General features: G+C 42.5%; 16 protein-coding genes and 1 tRNA gene. 11 read left to right on the top strand and 6 right to left on the bottom strand.

The window, feature by feature from the left end:
- The first annotated feature begins 535 nt into the window (after positions 1 to 535).
- A complete protein-coding gene (locus tag D1970_RS00490; protein WP_181213363.1) occupies positions 536 to 1,234 on the top strand; it encodes an MgtC/SapB family protein in 699 nt (232 codons plus the stop codon).
- A gap of 135 nt (positions 1,235 to 1,369) precedes the next feature.
- A tRNA-Ala gene (locus D1970_RS00495) sits at positions 1,370 to 1,442 on the top strand.
- A gap of 150 nt (positions 1,443 to 1,592) precedes the next feature.
- On the opposite strand, the gene D1970_RS00500 is transcribed toward D1970_RS00495, so the two are convergent.
- Positions 1,593 to 1,793, bottom strand: a complete 201-nt coding sequence (locus D1970_RS00500; RefSeq protein ID WP_071460486.1) for a cold-shock protein — start codon at positions 1,791 to 1,793, stop codon at positions 1,593 to 1,595.
- Positions 1,794 to 2,125: 332 nt separating this feature from the next.
- Here D1970_RS00500 and D1970_RS00505 point away from each other — a divergent pair, with 332 nt between their 5' ends.
- Complete coding sequence (locus D1970_RS00505; protein ID WP_119111069.1) at positions 2,126 to 3,163, top strand: LLM class flavin-dependent oxidoreductase; 1,038 nt, start codon at positions 2,126 to 2,128, stop codon at positions 3,161 to 3,163.
- A 230-nt stretch (positions 3,164 to 3,393) separates the two neighbouring features.
- The gene (locus tag D1970_RS00510) at positions 3,394 to 4,530 is read left to right on the top strand and encodes a CAP domain-containing protein (protein WP_119111070.1); all 1,137 of its coding nucleotides are present in this window, start codon (positions 3,394 to 3,396) and stop codon (positions 4,528 to 4,530) included.
- Here the strand turns inward: D1970_RS00510 and nrdG are convergent.
- The 4 genes from nrdG to D1970_RS00530 form a co-directional block, all read right to left on the bottom strand.
- On the bottom strand, positions 4,527 to 5,012 hold the full coding sequence (gene nrdG / locus D1970_RS00515; protein ID WP_119111071.1) for an anaerobic ribonucleoside-triphosphate reductase activating protein: 486 nt from the start codon (positions 5,010 to 5,012) through the stop codon (positions 4,527 to 4,529). The genes D1970_RS00510 and nrdG overlap by 4 nt on opposite strands.
- Positions 5,013 to 5,091: 79 nt before the next feature.
- Positions 5,092 to 6,936 (bottom strand): anaerobic ribonucleoside triphosphate reductase, encoded by a 1,845-nt coding sequence (locus D1970_RS00520; protein ID WP_119110931.1) that lies wholly within the window; start codon positions 6,934 to 6,936, stop codon positions 5,092 to 5,094.
- 156 nt (positions 6,937 to 7,092) lie between these two features.
- Positions 7,093 to 7,878 carry a MeeY/MeeF family manganese export membrane protein gene (locus D1970_RS00525; RefSeq protein ID WP_119110932.1) on the bottom strand — a complete coding sequence of 262 codons (786 nt, stop codon included), beginning with the start codon at positions 7,876 to 7,878 and terminating at the stop codon, positions 7,093 to 7,095.
- Between the two features lie 440 nt (positions 7,879 to 8,318).
- Positions 8,319 to 9,173: a VOC family protein gene (locus D1970_RS00530; protein WP_119110933.1), complete on the bottom strand. Its 855-nt coding sequence runs from the start codon at positions 9,171 to 9,173 to the stop codon at positions 8,319 to 8,321.
- A gap of 321 nt (positions 9,174 to 9,494) precedes the next feature.
- On the opposite strand from D1970_RS00530, the gene argR reads away from it, so the two are divergent.
- From argR to arcC, 7 genes are all read left to right on the top strand, one after another.
- On the top strand, positions 9,495 to 9,944 hold the full coding sequence (argR, locus tag D1970_RS00535; RefSeq protein ID WP_119110934.1) for an arginine repressor: 450 nt from the start codon (positions 9,495 to 9,497) through the stop codon (positions 9,942 to 9,944).
- Between the two features lie 26 nt (positions 9,945 to 9,970).
- The gene (locus D1970_RS00540; RefSeq protein ID WP_119110935.1) at positions 9,971 to 10,657 is read left to right on the top strand and encodes a Crp/Fnr family transcriptional regulator; all 687 of its coding nucleotides are present in this window, start codon (positions 9,971 to 9,973) and stop codon (positions 10,655 to 10,657) included.
- Positions 10,658 to 10,940: 283 nt separating this feature from the next.
- A complete protein-coding gene (locus D1970_RS00545) occupies positions 10,941 to 11,618 on the top strand; it encodes a hypothetical protein (RefSeq protein WP_119110936.1) in 678 nt (225 codons plus the stop codon).
- Positions 11,619 to 11,948: 330 nt separating this feature from the next.
- On the top strand, positions 11,949 to 13,184 hold the full coding sequence (gene arcA, locus D1970_RS00550; RefSeq protein WP_119111072.1) for an arginine deiminase: 1,236 nt from the start codon (positions 11,949 to 11,951) through the stop codon (positions 13,182 to 13,184).
- 23 nt (positions 13,185 to 13,207) lie between these two features.
- Positions 13,208 to 14,209: an ornithine carbamoyltransferase gene (gene argF / locus D1970_RS00555; RefSeq protein WP_119110937.1), complete on the top strand. Its 1,002-nt coding sequence runs from the start codon at positions 13,208 to 13,210 to the stop codon at positions 14,207 to 14,209.
- A gap of 80 nt (positions 14,210 to 14,289) precedes the next feature.
- Entirely contained in the window at positions 14,290 to 15,705 is a 1,416-nt protein-coding gene (gene arcD / locus D1970_RS00560; protein WP_119110938.1) for an arginine-ornithine antiporter, read from the top strand.
- A gap of 36 nt (positions 15,706 to 15,741) precedes the next feature.
- Positions 15,742 to 16,704 (top strand): carbamate kinase, encoded by a 963-nt coding sequence (gene arcC / locus D1970_RS00565; RefSeq protein ID WP_119110939.1) that lies wholly within the window; start codon positions 15,742 to 15,744, stop codon positions 16,702 to 16,704.
- A gap of 70 nt (positions 16,705 to 16,774) precedes the next feature.
- On the opposite strand, the gene D1970_RS00570 is transcribed toward arcC, so the two are convergent.
- A complete protein-coding gene (locus D1970_RS00570; RefSeq protein WP_119110940.1) occupies positions 16,775 to 18,196 on the bottom strand; it encodes a sigma-54 interaction domain-containing protein in 1,422 nt (473 codons plus the stop codon).
- Between the last annotated feature and the right edge of the window lie 110 nt (positions 18,197 to 18,306).

Below are 18,306 nucleotides of genomic sequence, written 5' to 3' on the forward strand. Positions count from 1 at the left end.
CTCATAAAATAAAACGTTGGCTGATGTACTTCCGTTAGGAAGTCATCATAAAATATTGTTTGTTGACGCTTGTTTGTTTAGTTTTCAAAGAGCAATTTAGTTAGCTTGCCGCCGAAGCGACTTTATTAATATAGCACACCGAGTTACTGAAGTAAAGACTTTTTTTATTTTTTTATTTCAAAAGTTTTATTCATGACGGCATGTCTTTTTGCTGAAGCGATATTAACTATAACATGATTGAAACATGTTTGCAATATACTTTTTTCAATTGAAATATCCCTTTTGTTTCAGGCAAACACAGCTCCGGAATGAGACCCAGCTAACATTTGACGTTTAAAAGCGATCTTCAACGGATATATAAAATTGCTCCGGGGTATTTAACAGCAGCATGTTTTGTTCTTCTCGCTTGTGATAAATACTCATTCCAAAACATATTTTCATATAGAAAGTAATCGCACGAGAATATTAATGCTTACCGTTTGTCTAAGCAGCCCTCCTGTTTCTTAAAATACTTTTTTCCTTAAGGGTGTGGAATATGGCTATCCATGTTATTGATGCAGAAATTTTATTAAGACTCGGACTATCAGCATTTCTGGGCCTCGTTATCGGACTTGAACGGGAACTAAAGCGTAAGCCTGTCGGATTAAAGACAAGTCTTGTTATTTCTATAGTAAGTTGCCTATTAACAATAGTATCAAGCGAATCCGCTTATATGTTTCCAGGAGATGGCGATGTCAACATCACTATGGACCCCCTCCGTCTCGCCGCCCAAATCGTTTCAGGAATAGGTTTTCTTGGTGCAGGTGTCATACTGCGCAGAGGAAATGATACGATATCAGGGCTTACTACAGCTGCCATGATTTGGGGCGCAGCAGGAATAGGGATTGCCGTTGGCGCAGGATTCTATATGGAGGCAATTGCCGGAGTTGCCTTATTGATTTTCAGCGTTGAATTCATGCCTTTCTTAATGGGACTCGTAGGGCCAAAACAGCTTCGCGAAAAGGAAATCATGCTTGAATTTAGAGTCAGGAGCAAAGGAAGCATTGCTGATATTCTTTCATTGATAAAGAAAGAAAAAATTTCCCTTAAAAATGTACGCATTAAAGATCTTGCGGAAGGTGACCAGCAAATCCAACTGGTCGTTACGGTAGACATCCGAAGGAAAACAACAGATGTTTACCAGACGGTATCATTGATTGAAGGGATAGAAAGGGTGGAAATCCAGAGCCTTTAAGCGATCCAGCCAACATGGCTACATTAGGACATCCTGCAATCCGCTATCATTAACCAGAAAAAAATTTCAATTTCCTCTTGCACACAAACAATTTAGCGGCTATAATCTTTCTTGTACCTGATAGCGATTCAGTACGGGGGATTAGCTCAGCTGGGAGAGCGCTTGCATGGCATGCAAGAGGTCAGGGGTTCGAGCCCCCTATTCTCCATCGAAAAACCTTGCGATTGCGCAAGGTTTTTTATTGTGCTTTAATCTTGAAGCCAGCCGTTTCCGGCTGGCTTTTTTCTTGGTATTCCCTAAAAACCACAAAATAAAAACAGACCCCGAAGGATCTGTTTGAAAGTTGTAAAGTTAGTTATTACAGTTTTACAACGTTGGCTGCTTGTGGTCCACGAGCGCCTTGCTCAACGTCAAATGATACTTCTTGACCTTCGTCAAGAGATTTGAAGCCTTCACCTTGAATAGCTGAGAAATGAACGAATACGTCTTCTCCGCCTTCACGCTCGATGAAGCCGAAGCCTTTTTCTGCGTTAAACCATTTTACTTTACCATTTTCCATGTTTGTTGCCTCCCAGTGTGCTATTCACACATTTGTTACTATTCTTGCTCTCAGTGATATATTCAGGTGAACTATCCATAACGAACAAAAATAATTCTTTTTTAGAATAACAGAACTTGAAAGAATAGGCAAGTATCCTGAGTTATTTTTTCTTATTTTTGGTTGAAATAGTACATTGTTCCCGGCAAAAACTGATGAGCTGGCCATACCAGAAACATTGCCAATAGTTCCCTGACAAAGCTTTTTATTTCACGTCCCGAAATATCGCTGTTAAAATGATGATGTTGAAAATGGCACAAAGAATAGAATTCTGCAGGAAAGAAGATGAAAAAATGTTAGGCACTTCTTATATAAATAGTTACGGAAAGAAGCTTAGGGATATTCCCCTCTCCGTCCTAGACCTTTCCCCCATTATTTCTGGCGGTACCGCTGCTCAATCATTAATGAACACAGTTGACCTTGCCAGACATGCGGAAAAAATGGGGTATCACAGATATTGGCTGGCTGAGCATCATAATATGCCAGGGATCGCAAGTTCGGCGACTTCAGTTGTTATCGGACATGTTGCATCAGGAACTTCAACGATCAGAGTGGGTTCGGGCGGAATTATGCTCCCAAACCACGCACCGCTTGTTATCGTAGAGCAATTCGGCACACTCGAGTCATTATTCCCCGGACGAATTGATCTTGGGTTGGGCCGAGCCCCCGGTACGGACCAGTTAACAGCTTTTGCTCTCAGGAGAGAACGGAGGAGCGACGGCCAGGATTTTCCGGAACAGCTCAATGAACTTCGAGGGTATTTCAACCCAATCTCCAAGGAAGAAAAGCCACGCGTAAGGGCTATTCCAGGAGAAGGCCTTAGCGTTCCTGTCTGGCTTCTGGGATCGAGCGGTTTCAGTGCCCGGCTCGCAGGGGAACTCGGCCTTCCATTTTCCTTCGCCAGCCACTTTTCCCCTGAAAACACTTTGCCAGCTTTGGACATATACCGCCGGAGCTTTAAACCATCAGATGTATTAAAAGAACCATATGCAATGGTTGGACTTAACGTGATCGCTGCAGATATTGCCGATGAAGCAAAAAGGCTTGCAACTTCGATGCAGCAGCAATTCCTGAATTTAATTAGGAATAACCCAGGACCTTTACAGCCACCTGTCGACGATATGGACGCGCTTTGGACAGACTATGAGAAAGAAATTTTATTAAATCAGCTCAGCTCCTCGATCATTGGGGATTCTGATCGTATAAGGAAGCAGTTGCAATCATTTTTAGACAAAACACAGGCGAACGAAATAATTATCAATGCCCAAATTTATGATCATCAGGCAAGGCTCCGCTCCTATGAAATAGTTTCAGAAATAGCAGCACTCTAAAAGAATATCCCTATCCACTGACTTAAACGGGCATTCAGCCCGTTTTTTTTAAATGATAGTAAATAGTTCTATCTGTCCCCCAGGTTTTGCAACAACTTTTTTTGGGTATTTATTACAGATGTTCTTTCACTTTACTTTTACTCATGGTGTTTGCTGGATATATTAAAAATAGGCTTTTGTTCTCTTCATTAGATACAGATGCAGCCAAAACAAAGAAAGTGAGGAATCCGATGAGGTATTTGGTGATCCTGATGTCCTGTTTATTCCTTTATATTTCCTGGCCGGCAATAGACGATCGAATTTCTGCAGTCAAAGATTCATTTACCGGCAGCTTGTCCTCCAGCAGCGAAAATCAGGAGAAGAATTACAGCCTTTCTCTTAACTCAATCATCGGCGGATTTGAAAGTTTACAGCAAGAACTCAATACCGCACTCGGGAAATATACGGGCAAACAGCCTAAGGGAGTTTCGGAAAAAATCAAGAAACCTGACCTTGGCATTCCCGCAGATCAGGTTCTATCCGTTCATAATATAGAAATTGGCGACTCAAAAAAAGATACCGAACAGCAGCTGGGTATTGCTAAACGAAGCAGCTACAATGAATACGGAGTACACTGGAACACCTACCATCAAAATTATCAAAACTTTACAATGGCGGCATATGACGAAAACGGCATTGTAGAAGGCCTATATTCAAACCAGGATTTAATTTCTTCCAGACTGGGCATCAAACATGGCATTTCTCGCGAGAAAGTATTAGACCAACTGGGTGAACCTCTCACGAAAATCCACAAAAGGATGACTTTCTACAAACTTCCGGCTGACAGGGACTACGACCTGTTTCATATAGATGGAACCTATATCACGATTTTTTACGACAAGCATGAAGGGGATGCCGTCACATCTATCCAAATCATCAGCGAAAGGCTTGAAAATAAAAAACAGGACTATTATTCAGAAGCCAATGACCAACTAAAGGAAGGTTTTGAATATCAGCTGTTTGATTTGACAAATGCCGAAAGGGCTGAAAAAAACCTTCCCATCCTCTCCTGGGATGAACACATTAGGGAAACAGCGCGAAATCACAGCAAAGATATGGCCGAAAACAATTATTTCAGCCACACCAACCTTGAAGGACAATCTCCGTTTGACCGAATGGCGGAGGATGATATCAAATTTTCAGTAGCGGGGGAAAACCTTGCCTATGGGCAAAACAGCTCTGTTTTTGCCCATGAAGGACTGATGAATTCGCTTGGTCATAGGAAAAACATACTGCAGCCTGACTACCGTTTGCTTGGAATAGGTGTTGCGTTTAACAATAAATCCCAGCCTTATTACACTGAAAATTATTATTCCAAAAGATATTAATGCTCATCCCATAAAATCACGGTTGATTCATTCATGCTTTTCTGGACGTCTATGAGCCGCTGATTGCGGCTCCCTTTAAATTTCAAGGTCAAATCGCGTTCCGCTTCTCGGAAGCGTCCATCCACCAGGACATCTATATATTCTAAAGTGCTTTTAAACAGAGGCCGCTTTTGAATTTCTTCAAAAGTATAACCTGTATAGCACCAAATCCTTTTCCCTGCTTTTTTCAGCATTTTAGCAAGGTTCATAATACCGGTCCCCTGATAAAACGGATCTCCCCCGCTAAATGTCACATCACACAGCTCGTTGCCAACTGCTTCCCGATACAGCGATTCAACATCCCATTCATCTCCATATTCCGGATTCCAGGACTCAGGGTTATGGCATCCCTTACAGCGGTGGGCACAGCCGGAAAAAAAGAAAACTGTGCGCAGTCCTGGCCCATCCACAATGCTGTCATGGACAATGTTCACTACTCTCAGCTTATTCTTTCCATAATCCTGGTTCCTCATCGCCATCTTCTCCTTTTAGCGTTCACAGGAAATTTCAAAGCCCTCACCGCTAGATGTGCGTTCTTCTTTCCTTCTCTTCGGCTCTTTTACTGCTGTTCCATCGGTTTAAACTCCCGACTAAATAACCTGTAATCCTCCGAATCCGTTCAATTTTGGATTCATCCTTGTTGCCGCAGGACGGGCACTCATTGTCGATAATACCCTGATGCCCGCATACCATACAGCCATCAACTGGATGGTTGATGCTTCCATAACCTATTCCGTACTTTTGCATCGCCCGAAGAATTGAATCAAGCGCATCAATATTTTTGTTTGTATCTCCGTCAAGCTCGATATATGTAATATGTCCGGCATTAGTTAGTTCATGGTATGGAGCTTCTATTTTTATTTTATCCACTGCTTTAATAGGATAGTAAACCGGTACATGGAATGAATTTGTGAAATACTCCCTGTCGGTAACTCCTTTGATGATTCCATGTCTGCTTCTGGTGAGTCGCAGCGCTTTCCCGGCAAACGATTCAGCTGGGGTCGCCAGAAGACTGTAGTTCATACCATATTCCGTTGTTGCCCGATCCATTTTCTCCCGCATAAAACGGACGATATCGATACCAAGATTTCTTGAATCTAGACTTTCCCCATGATGCATCCCCGTGAGTGCTGAAAGTGCTTCTGCCAAACCAACAAACCCAACAGACAATGTCCCTTGTTTCAGTATTTCTCCAAGCTTATCATGCGGATTTAATGTTTCACCATTCCACCACGCACCCTGGCCATAGAGAAACTTAAAGTGGGATGCCGTTTTTTGGGATTGATACAAAAACCGTTCATAAAGCTGCCTGACAGCCAAATCGGTATAATATCCAAGCTGTTCAAAGAAGCTGTTTATATCTCTTGCTTCAATAGCCAGTAATGGCAAGTTAATTGTGGTAAAAGAAAGGTTGCCTCTGCCTACGGGTGTTTCCTTCCCGTTCACATTGGATATCGTCCTGGTCCTGCACCCCATTGTGGCAATTTCACTTTCGGGCGAACCATCATAATAGGCAAGATTGAATGGTGCATCAATGAACACGTAGTTTGGAAACAAACGCCTTGAAGTCGTCTCAAGAGACAGTCGGTAAAGATCATAATTGGGGTCTCCTTCATTAAAATTCACCCCATTTTTCACCTTGAATACTATAATCGGAAAAATTGGTGTTTCTCCAGCTCCTAAGCCCTTTTGAGTCGCAAGGAGGAGATTCCTTGTGACCATCCTTCCTTCCATTGAAGTGTCGGTCCCCAAATTGACTGAAATGAACGGGACTTGCCCGCCGCCGCGCGAATGCATGGAATTGCTGTTATGGACAAAAGCTTCACATGCCTGAAATACATCTCTTTCTGTCAATTTCCACGCCTTTTCCTCAATGGTTTCATCCTCGGTACTAGGCAAAAAATCTGTAAGCATCCTTTTATTTTGGTTGAATGACTTCTGGACATATGGGGCAAGGTCATAATCAAAAGCAGGAATAGACTGACCCCCATGCTGATTGTTCTGGTTCGACTGGAATATAATGCTTGTCAATGCCATGGCACTCATTATGCTGTTAGGCTCCCGCATATGGCCATGTCCTGTATTAAATCCACCCTTTAAAATTTTGCTCAATGGCAGCTGTGTGCAAGTCGTTGTGCCACTTGCATAGAAATCAAGGTCATGAATGTGTATATATCCGTTACTGTATGCTGTTTTTACTTCGTCTGACAAGAGATGATCAACTGTATAGGCTTTCGTGGATGCTGATGCAAACAGCAGCATCATTCCCATCGGTGACAGCCCGTCTACATTCGCATTTTCCTGGACGACATCCTGATTACTGCTTTCCACGATTTCTCTGAATCGTTCGTACAAAGCATTTTCCATTCTTTATCCCCCTACCATTTACCACATATTGTATGTATAATCATCATTTTACCACGATATATAGTAAGCGAATAAAAAAAATCCGTCCAAAAAGTGAACGGAAATGGAATATTATTGAAGCGTTAGCGTTGCTATTATCAAGCAGCACATTTTAGACTATGATATTTTTGACTTTTTAACCTGACCCTCTGCATTTTTATCATTTGATAGGAACCAGCCTGCCGCAGCAATCCCGATCAAGACAACATAAAAGCCAATTTTCCATCCTGTCGAATGGGCGAATTCCTCGCTTAAAACACCGAGTGCCGGATGTGAAAGTGTATAAACAGCAAGCTTGACCCCGACCCAGCCGACGATTGCAAAGGCCGCAATCTCAAGTCCAGGCCTGCTTTCAAGCAGCTTAACGAACATATTCGCTGCAAAACGCATGATAATCAATCCAATCATACCTCCGGCAAAAATGACGAGGAATTTCCCGCCGTCAAGACCTCCAATTTGCGGAAGCGGTGTATCTGGCAGCATAACAGCCATAGCGACAGCCGCAAGAATCGAATCAACCGCAAAGGCGATATCGGCAACCTCTACTTTAAGCACTGTAATCCAGAAGCCCGCTGGCTTCTTTTTAGTATTTTTCGGCTTTTCTTCAGCTTCCCCTTTAATAAGCTTACGGATAATGTGGTTCAGTGACATAAACAGGAGATAGAGCGCTCCAATCGCCTGAACTTGCCATACATCAACAAGGAAAGATATAGCGAACAAAGAGGCAAAACGAAATATAAATGCTCCAGCCAATCCATAAAACAATGCTTTCTTTCTCTTTTCCTCCGGAAGGTCTTTAACCATAATCGCCAGCACAAGGGCGTTATCGGCCGCCAGGAGTCCTTCAAGTGCAACCAGGACCAGAAGCACCCAACCATATTCAAGTAACAATGATACATCCATGCAAATTTCCTCCTCTAAATATTAGTTCTTTTTCTGGCCCTTACAAGAAAGGCAAACCTTTTGCAGAGCCCTAACAGCAGGCTAGCCGCTAGAGCTGGACAGTTGTCAAAGTATCTTTTCACCGATTACCTGCCATTAGGATAACCAAATAAAAAGGCCTTTACCGACGGGCGGTAAAGGCCAAAAAGCATACAAAAAGACCATTACCGTTAAGTAAAGGTCTTGCTAACAACATAAGTTGCCAATAAAGCCGGGGACACGTCCCGTAATGACGACTTTATTGTACAGCTACTCCCCTTTAAGGAACTATTCAGTTACTACTAACATAAAATATTTTTCGTGCAATGTCAACAAAAAACATTGCTGTTAATATCCATTATATCGTGAATAACCGTTTTTGACAGCATAAAATAAAAATTGGAACAAATGAGAATATAAACCTATTTAACAGAAAGTGCAAGCTGGGTGCCCGATGGATCGTGCACAAGTATCCTTTGGCTATCCAGGGTGAAAGAAGCTCCAGATTGCCTGATTCTCTCTAATACTTTCTCCCTTTCATCCATATCGGAAAGCATAATCGTAAATAGTTTCATGCCCGCACTCTCCCCACTGGGTGCCGGGGCTCCTGCTCCATTCCAAGTGTTCAGGCCAATGTGGTGGTGGTAGCCTCCAGTGGATAGGAAAAGGGCTTGCGATCCATACCGATTCACCACTTCATACCCGAGTGTGCGACAGTAGAACTTTTCAGCCTCCTTTAAATCGGAAACATGGAGGTGGATATGCCCAATCGTTGTCCCTTCCGGCATGCCGCTCCACTCATATCCGATGCCTTCACTGAGAAGCTCTTCCGCATTGAGCGGCAATGATGACATCTCAACTTCCCCTTCTTCCCACACCCATGCATCTGCAGGGCGGTCTGCATATACTTCAATTCCATTCCCATCTGGGTCGGCAATGTAAATGGCTTCACTGACTAGATGGTCAGAAGCACCTTGTAAAGGAAACCCCGCCTTTATCATATGGGCAAGAAATGCCCCGAGGTGCCTGCGTTCAGGAAGCAGCAAAGCAAAATGGTAAAGCCCCGTTTTCCTGGCTTCCCTTTCCCTAACTCCTTCATTATATTGAAGTATGATCATTTCTGTCTTTCCATCGGCCGAAAGCGAAACACCATCATTGCTTGTCTTCAAGACTTTAAATCCAAGTATGTTAGTATAAAAAGAAACACTCCGATTCAGATCTTGAACCTGAAGAAAGATGGACTCTACAAACATGTTTGGCTTTTGGTGAAAGTTCAAAATATTTCATCCCCTTTATCAGTTACTTTATGTAACTAAGTATAGTTTAATAACAGTTCGGCGTCAATACATAATATGTAACAGGACTCACTGAAACCTTCCTAAAATATAAATTTTTCAAATGTGGGTAGATTCCCTAAAATAAGATAAAATATATACATAAGAAACAATTAAAGGCAAAAAACTTACAATTCATCCTTCAAAACCTATTTTTATCACATAAGTTCATAATAAATTCACTGTTTATATATTTAATTCTGAGGATTTTGCTAATATTATGGAAATAGGAGAAAATTTTTAGACAGAAAGAGAGCCATTATCATGAAAAAAGAGATGAGATTAAAGCTTATTAAGGAACTAATCTCAGAAAACGAGATTAAAACCCAAGAAGAATTGGCCTCTATGCTGTATAAGCGAGGCCTTGATGTCACCCAGGCTACCATCTCGAGGGATTTGCGGTCTTTAAGACTAATCAAGATTCCCGGGAAAAACGGGGGATTTAAATATAGTTTTAAAATGGACCAGGATTATTACACCATGGACAAGTTCCACCGAAAAGTAAAAGACTCCATGGTCAGCATTGAAGCAGTGCACTATTTCGTCATCATTAAAACGCTGCCAGGACATGCTCATGCATTCGGAGTCATTCTTGATGCCATTGAAATAGAAGGAAAAGCCGGAACCATCTGCGGCAATGATACCTGCCTGGTAATTTGCAGGTCGCCAGAAGCAGCCACAGCATTTATGAAACTTGTCAACCCTGCCAGTTGAGAGCGTGTTAAGAAGGAGTGTTCAGTTTGTTACCATGCGATACAGTATTTGATTTGAGCAAGTTTGACATTTTTTCATCACTTCCCGAAAAAATGATAGAAAAATTCAAGCCTTATGTTTTCAGCAGAACATACAAAAAGAATCAGTATCTGTTCATGGAAGGGGATCCCCGCGATAAAATCTTCTTTTTAATTGAAGGCTATGTAATGTTTGAAATAGGGAACGAACAAGGAAGCATGCTTTACCTTGACTTTGTAAAGCATGACCAGATGTTCCCTCTTGCCGGGGTCTTCACAGACAAGTACTATCAGCATACAGCCATTGCTGTAACCGATATCAAAGTATACTTCATACAGGCCCATGTGCTTGAAGACCTGGCGAAGTCCAACCCTAAACTGCTCATGAATATCATCAACAGGTTATCCGGCATTATTTCACTCCACCAAAAACGCGTCCAAAAAATTGTAATACCAAATGCACAGGACAGAGTCCTCCATTCACTGCAGTTCCTTATGGAAGACCTTGGCGAGAAGGATGGAACAGAAATCGTCATCCCCTGCCCATTAACCGCTTCTAAAATTTCCAGGATATCTGGAACAACTCGGGAAACTGTCAGTCTCCTAATGAATCAATTAAAAAAAGAAAATATCATTTCAGTATGCGCCAAGAAAATCAGGATACATAAACCCGAATATTTTGAAGCGGCATTTTGACGATAAACTACTATTCTATGTGGCACATTGTGAATGGTGAGAAATGCAGCTGTTTGGAATATGGATCCTTTTTCAGAAAAGAGATAAACTGAATATAGAAGATTGCCGCTTACCTAACACTTGCTAGGTAAGCGGCAATCTTTTTTTATGGAGGAAATTTGCTGCAGCACGCAGCACCAAATCTGCTCGCTCAATTTTTTTTGCGGGCAGGAAAGTTGTATCAGTACCCTTCCGTTCATATAATAGACATAAAATAGCCAGTATATTACCAAGGGGGTACGCCATGACGAAAGTGTCCTACAATGTTTTGGGCGCAGCAATCTTTTCCTTAGGTCTCCTGATGCTTATTCAGCTTCCCGGGGATCCAAAAACATTCGGTGATCATTTATTCACTGGGACAGCCATCGAGAATCTTTTATCACAAAAGAATATACCATTTGCCCCAATTTTCGCAGCTATTCTACAGGCAGCGGGAATCTTACTGTTTGCGATATGGCTAAAGCAGGAAAAGCAGGAATATTACAAGATCTATCAAAAATTCGAATTACTCATCATAGGAATTTTACTTCTAGGAGCCTCCCCAATCATTAATCACACAATTGAAACCACAGCAAAAACATACTCATTCTCAGGGAAAGACGGAGTACAGGCGGTTGAATATATAAAAGAAAAAAGCTCCTGCCATTCCGTGGATGACAGCCATACCGTACAATGCCACATCACATTGAAAAACTATCAGCATCATGCCCAAAAATTGGCTATCAGTTTTTACAAGGAAGAAAGCAGGGGAAAACTGACTGACTCTCTGGCTCATGTCTCTTTAATCCAGCGGGAGGAAAAAAGAGTTCCATTGACTTTCTCAACAAAAGAACTGGATACACAGCAGCTGAAACAGCTAAGCAGCGGTACTGTACCGGATCTTGCCCTGCATAACCTGAAGAAAATAGAGAAGGGACCTTGATAACATCCGTATCAAGGTCCTTTTTTCCCTATTTTCGAATTTTCTCAATAGTAGAACTTTGTATGCGTAATTTTGCATATATGCACTATTTATACGCCTATCTTAGTTTATTAAGGTCATATCCTTAAAGAATTACAATATTTATTCACTAGTTTTTATACGGACAACAAAAAAGTGTAATGATATTCACACTCACTTTGTAAGGAGGCTTACAAAATAAAGCGTTTCCATCACTTAGAATAAAGGTGTAGCAAGGATTCAACATAAGGAGGAAAGACAAACATGAACAGTACTATTGAATTGGCAGTAAAAGAAGGCCGAAACAAGTCTATGAAACATCCAATCAACGTCACCTCTGAAATTGGAACGCTGAAAACAGTATTGCTTAAACGCCCGGGAAAAGAAGTTGAAAACCTGACTCCGGAATATCTGCAAAGGCTCTTGTTCGATGATATCCCTTACTTGCCTATCATTCAGAGAGAACACGACTATTTCGCAGAAACTCTGAAAAACAGAGGCACTGAAGTTCTTTACCTGGAGAAGCTTGTCGCTGAAACTCTTAGCGATGAAAATATCCGCAAGCAATTTGTCGATGAAATGCTTGCTGAAAGCCAATTGACTGCCAATGGAGCAACTGCAGTATTGAAAGAATACTTGCTTTCATTCCCTACCCAGGAAATGGTAGACAAAATCATGGGCGGCGTATTGAAAAAAGAAATCGACACTAAAAAGAAAACACACCTTTACGAATTAATGGAAGATCACTATCCATTCTATCTAGACCCAATGCCTAACCTTTACTTCACACGTGACCCAGCAGCAAGCATTGGAAGCGGACTTTCCATCAACAAAATGAGAGAACCTGCAAGACAACGTGAATCATTGTTCATGCAATATATCATTAAATACCATCCAAGATTCGCATCGCATGATGTTCCAGTATGGCTTGACCGCGACTATCAATTCTCAATTGAAGGCGGAGACGAACTAGTACTTAACGATGAAGTTGTTGCTATCGGGGTTTCTGCCCGTACTTCTGCAAAAGCAATCGAACAGATTGCAATTAACTTGTTCAAAAAACAAGATTCCTTCAAAAAAGTAGTAGCTGTAGAAATTCCAAAATGCAGAGCGTTCATGCACCTTGACACTGTATTTACAATGGTAGACTACGATAAGTTCACTATTCACCCTGAAATCCAAGATTCAAACGGACAAATGAACGTTTACATTCTGGAAAAAGGCAAAGAAGAAAATACTGTAAGCATTTCACACCGCAACAACCTTCAGGAAGCACTGAAAGAAGTGCTTGGACTTAGCGAACTAGTCCTCATTCCTTGCGGCGGCGGAGACGAAATTGCTGCATCCCGTGAACAGTGGAACGATGGATCCAACACTTTGGCAATCGCTCCTGGCGTTGTTGTCACATATGACCGTAACTACATCTCGAACGAATTGCTTCGTCAGCATGGCATTGAGGTTATTGAAGTCCTCAGCTCGGAATTGTCCCGGGGCCGTGGGGGTCCACGTTGCATGAGCATGCCAATCGTACGCGAAAACTTAAAATAAAAGATTTATAGGAGAGATGCATAATGGACTTCACAACTTTAAAAGGCAAAAGCTTTCTAGCTGAACAAGAATTCAGCCGCGAAGAGTTTCTATCATTCATCGAATTAGCTGCGAAATTGAAAGATGAAAAGAAAAAAGGCATTACTCACCGCCATCTTGAAGGCAAAAATGTTGCCCTTCTTTTCGAAAAGCCATCAACAAGAACACGCTGTGCTTTCACAGTTGCTTGTATCGACCTTGGTGCACATCCTGAATACCTTGGTAAAGATGACATCCAGCTTGGAAAGAAAGAATCGATCGAAGACACTGCTAAAGTTCTTGGCAGAATGTTTGACGGTATCGAATTCCGCGGCTTTGAGCACAAAAAAGTACAAATGCTTGCTGAGCATTCCGGCGTGCCAGTTTGGAACGGTTTGACTGACCTTTGGCATCCAACCCAAACTCTTGCTGACTTCCTTACAGTACAGGAAAACTTCGGCAAACTTGAAGGCATCAAATTCGTATATGTTGGAGACGGCCGTAACAACGTAGCAAACAGCCTTCTTGTAGGCGGCGCGCTTGTTGGAATGGATGTAAGGATCTGCAGCCCTGAATCCTTGTTCCCAGCTCAAGAAATCGTTACAATTGCCGAAGATTTCGCTAAGAAATCAGGCGGAAAAATCACTATCACAAGCAGCGTAGAAGAAGCTGTTGCAGAAGCAGATGTAATCTATACTGACGTTTGGGTTTCCATGGGTGAAGAAGATAAATTCGCTGAAAGAATTGCCCTTCTATCTCCATACCAAGTAAACATGGACATGATCAAGAAAACTGGCAACGAAAACATGATTTTCCTTCATTGCCTCCCAGCATTCCATGACCAGGAAACTGCTTACGGACGCGACATCAAGGAGAAGCATGGCCTTGCTGAAATGGAAGTTACAGATGAAGTTTTCCGCAGCAAACATTCAAAAGTATTCGACCAAGCGGAAAACAGAATGCACACAATCAAAGCAGTCATGGCTGCTACACTCGGCAACCTGTAATAAGAAACGGACAAGGTGGAGAAGGGATAAATTCTCTTCTCCCTTGTTCTTTCCATTCAACATAAAGGAGTGCAATAAATATGTCTGATGAAAAAAAACTGGGCTTGTTCCCACTGATCGCCATTGTGGTTGGTTCAATGATCGGCGGCGGCGCTTTCAACCTGGCTACGGATATGGCAGGCGATGCTTCAGCAGGAGCAATGGTACTTGGCTGGATTATCACCGGAGTCGGTATTATCGCCCTTGGTCTCTCTTTCCAAAACCTGACGGATAAACGACCTGATTTAGAAGGCGGTATCTTCAGCTATGCTACTGAAGGCTTCGGAAGATTCATGGGTTTTAACAGTGCATGGGGCTACTGGTTCTCAGCCTGGCTTGGAAACGTTGCCTATGCCACACTTCTATTCTCTTCCATCGGTTACTTTTTCCCAACTTTTAAAGGTGGACAAAATATCGCTTCGATTATCGGAGCAAGCATACTTTTATGGCTTGTACATGCTTTAATCCTTCGCGGAGTTCAATCCGCTGCAATGGTCAACCTCATTACCACTATTGCAAAATTGGTACCAGTTTTCTTGTTTATTATCGTTGGAATTTTTGCTTTTCATTTTGATACTTTTACTGCTGATTTCTGGGGTACAGGCGGAAGCTTCCAATTCGCAGATGTAATGGGACAAGTAAAAAGCACCATGCTTGTAACTCTCTGGGTATTCATTGGGGTTGAAGGCGCTGTTGTCCTTTCAAGCCGCGCGAAGGATAAAAAGGATGTCGGCAAAGCAACTATCATTGGACTGCTTGGCACTTTGGTCATCTATATCATTATTACACTCATGAGCGTTGGTATGATGAGCAGGCCGGAAGTTGCCGCGCTGGATAACCCGTCAATGGCTTATGTATTGGAAAGCGTTGTCGGTAAATGGGGCGCTACCCTCATAAACCTTGGATTGATCATTTCAGTGCTTGGAGCCTGGCTTGGCTGGACACTGCTCGCTTCTGAGATACCTTTCCTTGCAGGTAAAGACGGCTTGTTCCCTAAATGGTTTGCAAAAGAAAATAAAAATGGCGCACCAGTGAACTCAATGTGGATCAGCAACGTATTGATACAGGTGTTCCTCCTGTCTTTCCTATTTACTGACCAGGCTTATAACTTTGCTTTCTCTCTGGCTTCTTCAGCTATCCTGATTCCGTACGCTTTCTCTGCATTCTTCCAGCTCAAGCATTCGGTTCAGAGCACATATGCAGATAAGACCAAAAACTTGATCGTCGGCATTATCGCAAGCGTATACAGCATTTGGATGATTTATGCTGCCGGCGTCGACTACCTTCTGCTTACAATGATTCTGTACGCACCAGGGATACTGGTATTCAGAAGCGTCCAAAAAGAGTCTAAGGCTAAAACAATATTTACCCGTCCAGAGCTGATTACGGCTGCCGTATTCGTCATCCTTGCGGTCTTTGCCATCGTTCAGATCGCAATGGGAAAAATATCAATTTAACAGTTTAGAAAAAAACACTATTTGGAGGTCATCACATTGTCTAGAAAAAAAGTAGTAATTGCATTAGGCGGTAACGCGATCCAATCAGGAGAAGCTACAGCACAGGCACAGCAAAAGGCTTTAGAAGATACAGCAAGACAGCTTGCTGCTTTTATCGAAAACGGCATTGATATCATCATTTCCCATGGCAACGGCCCACAAGTCGGAAACATCCTTCTTCAGCAAAAAGCTGCTGATTCTGAAAAGAACCCTGCAATGCCTCTTGACACATGCGGCGCAATGAGCCAAGGAATGATTGGGTACTGGATGCAAAATGCAATGGAAAAAGCATTAAGGGAAAAAGGAATCAAAAAAGATGTCGTTACTGTTGTGACACGTGTTCTTGTTGACCAACAGGATTCTGCTTTTGTTAATCCAACAAAGCCAATCGGTCCTTTCTACAGTGAAGAAGAAGCAAAACGCGTGATGGAAGAAACAGGCGTTTCCTTCAAAGAAGACGCTGGCCGCGGCTGGAGGCGTGTTGTTGCATCGCCAAAACCTGTAGGAATCGTTGAGCACTCCGTGATCAGTTCCCTTGTTGAAGCTGGAAACATCGTTATCTCTGTTGGCGGCGGCGGAATTCCAGTTGTAGATAACGGCGAAGGATTCAGCGGTGTTGAAGCTGTTATCGACAAAGACTTCGCTTCTGAAAAGCTTGCTGAACTAGTTGATGCAGATGCCCTCTTGATCCTCACTGCAGTGGACAATGTGTATGTAAACTTTAACAAGCCTAACCAAAAGAAACTTGAAGATGTAACTCTGGAAGAATTGAAAACTTATATTGAAGAAGGACAATTCGCTCCAGGAAGCATGCTTCCGAAAATTGAAGCAGCCATGACTTTTGCTGAAACAAGTGCTTCGCGTAAAACAATTATTACTTCTCTTGAGCAGGCATACAGTGCACTTGAAGGAAAAGCTGGAACAGCTGTTTCCATTAAAGGCTCTCCTGTAATGGCTTAAGATATTTCATACTGATTTATCAAAACAGGGACTTTTCATGCTCCCTGTTTTTTTATTTTATCTTGGGCTTTCATCTCTCATTAGATTTGATTCCATGGTTTTTACATTTATCGTAAAAGCTCGTTTTGCTAATCTGCAGAAGCTTTGCTGCCTCTAGCTTGTCACCATTTGCCACAGCTAGTGCCTCAAGCAGCAAACTCTTTTCTGTTTCAGCAAGGGCTGTTCTCAGCGGAGCAATTTGAGGCTTTCCATGAGGCTCTCTCAGCTTGCCTCCCACTACAGTGTACGCTTGTTCATAAGGTTCCCGCAGATACAAGGGAAGATGAGCAACCTTAAGCACTCTCCCGTCCAAAACATTGATGGCACGTTCCAGCACATTTTCAAGCTCCCGGATATTTCCGGGCCAATCATGGTTTTCCAGCCTTCTAATTAATTCCTTCGAAATTTCAATCCCCCTGCGGTGGAACCTCTTTTCAAGCTTCTTCAATAAATTTACTGCAAGGAGTTCAATATCCTCCCTCCTCTTCCGTAACGGGGGAATATCAATTTTAATGACGTTCAGGCGGTAATACAAGTCCTGGCGAAATTGCCCTTTCTTCACCATTTCTTCAAGGTTGCGGTGAGTAGCGGCGATCACTCTTACATCGACAGGGATTGTTTTTTGTCCGCCTACTTGCTGAATTTCTTTTTCCTGAAGCGCTCTTAATAACTTCCCTTGCATGGCTAAAGGCATATCCCCAATCTCATCAAGAAACATTGTTCCGTTGCCGGCGGTTTGAATAAGCCCTTTTTTTCCGCCCTTCTTTGCTCCTGTAAAGGCTCCCTCTTCATATCCGAATAATTCGGATTCTAATAATTGCTCAGGAATCGATGCACAATTGATGGGGACGAATGGGTAGGCAGCACGCCCGCTGTTATGGTGAAGGGCATGGGCAAAGAGCTCCTTCCCGGTGCCTGATTCTCCCGTAAGGAGTACAGCCGAACGGCTTCCCGCAACTCTTTCTGCCAGCATCTTTGCATTTAAAAAGTCTGGAGAATTCCCAATCAAGTCCGCAAAGCTGTATTTGCTTTTTAGTTCTTTCTCTACCCGACGCTTATAATATTTGAGCTCTTTGATAAGAGACTGGATTTTTGATTGATATACCATCCACTCCTCAGGGTTCCGGAACATGACTGTCCCTAAAGCCCCAACAAGTTCACCATCTACAATAAGAGGAAAACGATTGGCAATCATCTCGCTCCCATTTATCGGCTGGACAGCCGCTAATTCGGCCTGGCCTGTTTCGGCTACCAAATGCATTCGGGTATTATCAATTACATCCTTTACATGCCGCCCTATCGCATTTTGAACGGAGGTGCCCAAAAACTCACAGTAGGCAGGATTAATGTAGAGAATGATGCCGTCACGGTTAACGACCACAATCCGCTCGGCAGAAAGATTGATGATTTCCTCAAGCCATTCAGGCGGGACTTCCCCGATACTACTATTCATATGCCCTCACCTTTATCAGTTTTTGTCCATTATATCAAATCAAGGAAAAATTTGGTCAGTACCCAATCCTTTCATCCGGGAGAAATTTCTAAAAAAAGCAGGAAAGAATG

Source organism: Mesobacillus zeae (assembly GCF_003570705.1).
GTDB lineage: Bacteria > Bacillota > Bacilli > Bacillales > Cytobacillaceae > Mesobacillus_C > Mesobacillus_C zeae.